The sequence below is a fragment of the bacterium genome, from assembly GCA_024226335.1.
GTDB lineage: Bacteria > Myxococcota_A > UBA9160 > SZUA-336 > SZUA-336 > JAAELY01.
Genome location: JAAELY010000175.1, coordinates 1 through 2,168 on the forward strand (window position 1 = coordinate 1; position 2,168 = coordinate 2,168).

Sequence of the window (2,168 nt, forward strand, 5' to 3'; positions counted from 1 at the left end):
CTACCTCGTTAGGCGGCAGGAATACACGTGTTCACCGTAGCGAAGATAACTCGGCTTGATCACCCTCCCTACACCGAGCGGCTAACAGCAGGCGGAGTTGGGGATTCGCCGAAAATCGTGGAAGAACGCGCTGCTTTACAAGCGGTGCCCCGGGGGCCAATCGACCCGCGAGTCAGCCTCGGGTTTCGCCATCGCACGCCGCGACGCTGTACATTCCCGGTAGCCGTTCACGGGCCAGGACGGTGATCTGCGACCGGACGACCTCGGTCCAGCCACGCTGCTCGTATGGCCAGACGGCAGCCACGAACACGCTGTGAACCCACCGACAACGCGCTGCGCATGACTCGAACTCCCCCTGCTACCTGCTGCTGCCCGCGCGAGAACCTACGGCGGGACGTGCAACAACAGCGATGGGGCGGGTTCGCCACGGAAGTGAGCTTCAGTGGCGGAGACGAGGAACTCGAAGACGGACCGGCCTTGCGTCGCGCAAGTGGCGATGACCGTCCAGATGCGCTCGCACCACTCGCGGCCCTTCGCACTTCGGGTCCCCTGGGTCACCACCCTGTCGAGGACAACGAACCGGATCGCCTGTTCAGCGAGGTTATTCGTCGGCTCGATCCCCGGTGTCGTGATGAACTGGAAGTAAGCCTTGCCGTGCTCGCGGAACCGCTTGGCGAGGTTCTGGGATTCTCTGTGCTCCGGGACGTCAGAGGTCGCGATCTCGATGATCTCGTCACGCTTCTCCTCCAGCAGCGCCTTGAAGTTCGAGGCCGGCAAGGCCTGGCGGCTGTGGATCAGGCTGAACATGTCGCGGATCGCGTCCAAGAGCCGCTCGCCGTAGGCGACTGCTTTGCGAGAACGCATCTTCGTCAGGAACCTGACGTCACGGATGAGGTGCGCGAGGCAGAACTGCACGAGAACGTGGCAGTCCTTCATGTACTTGCGGTAGGCCGAGAAGTAGTCGCAGCCGATGACCCCCTCGAAGTCTTCGCCGAGGATGTCGAGAAGAACGTTCGATCCTCGCGACTCCGAGATGTTGAACAGCGTGAAGGAGTCTGCCCGGAAGCACCAGGTCCAGTACTTCGCGCCGTTCTCCTTGTGCCCTGTCTCGTCCACGTTGAGAAACGACTGCGACGACACGCTGGCGAGAACCTCGTTGTACGCCGCCTCGAGTGCATCGGAGACCTTGCCGACGAGCTTCCGCAGATAGCCGCGAGAGACCGTCAGGCCGACCACGTCGCGCAGGTACTTCCGGATCGTCGAGAACGATGCGTGACAGACACCCTTGAGAAACGCAACCAGGGCCGTCAGTCGAGGCCCGGCAAGCTGGCCCTTCTGGACCTCCGCTGGCAATGGTGCGTAGTGGATCTCCTCGCACGTCTCGCACCAACGGGCGATGCTGCGATGCTCGTCGACGTTCGGCGGCCTCGCCTCGGTCTCTGCCTGTTGGACTATCCGGTCTTCGTAGCCAGCTGCATCGACGAGCCGATCGCCGCACTTCGGACAGCCACCGAGGCGGTACTCGTAGGCGTTGTCGATCTCTTCCGGCGCAAACGGCTCGCGCTCGTGCTTGGGATGCCCGGGCTGCCCGCCCTTCTTGCGCTTGCCCTTCTTCTTGGGCGCCTTCGGCGGCTTAACGATGTCGCTGGAAGGAGGCTTCGAGGACGTGGAAGAGTCCTTGCGAGCCTTGGCGAGTTCGGACTCGAGGTGGGAAATCCTCGCCTGTTGCGCTGCGATCAGCTTGTCTTGTTCGTCGATTCGCGCCCTCAGGCAACGGATCTCCGCCAGGAGTTCGTTGATGAGGGCTCTGTCCGATCCGCCTGTCGCCATCTGATGGTTATCGGGCGGAACCAGCCGGCGACTTTAGAAGATTCTCGGAACCTGTGAACGGCTACCATCGTTGTTCAGCAGGTCCGCACCGATACCGTCGAGATACACGCTCGCGGCGAGCCATGCCGTGTTCAGCGAGTTCTCCATCGGGCCCTGCTCCTTACCGGGAAACAAGCCGCGCACCATCCGTTCGATCTTGTTGCGGGTGAACGTGATGAGGTCGGAGAGAATCTGGCAGCCGGACGGTGATCCCCCGTGCTCGTCGGCTGATATCCGCGACCAGAGCCTCAACCGTACGCCACGGCCGTCATCGAGGACGATCGGGAGCCAGTTTGCCA

General features: G+C 62.5%; 2 protein-coding genes. Both read right to left on the reverse strand.

Annotated features, from left to right (window positions below):
- Positions 1 to 384: 384 nt before the first annotated feature.
- Positions 385 to 1,830, reverse strand: a complete 1,446-nt coding sequence (locus GY725_08585) for an IS66 family transposase (protein MCP4004237.1) — start codon at positions 1,828 to 1,830, stop codon at positions 385 to 387.
- A gap of 33 nt (positions 1,831 to 1,863) precedes the next feature.
- The coding region (locus GY725_08590) for a hypothetical protein (protein MCP4004238.1) at positions 1,864 to 2,168 on the reverse strand (305 nt) is incomplete at its 5' end.

Coding starts and splice junctions, on each gene's coding strand:
- GY725_08585 (MCP4004237.1), bottom strand. CDS start 1,830: ATGGCGACAGGCGGATCGGACAGAGCCCTCATCAACGAACTCCTGGCG.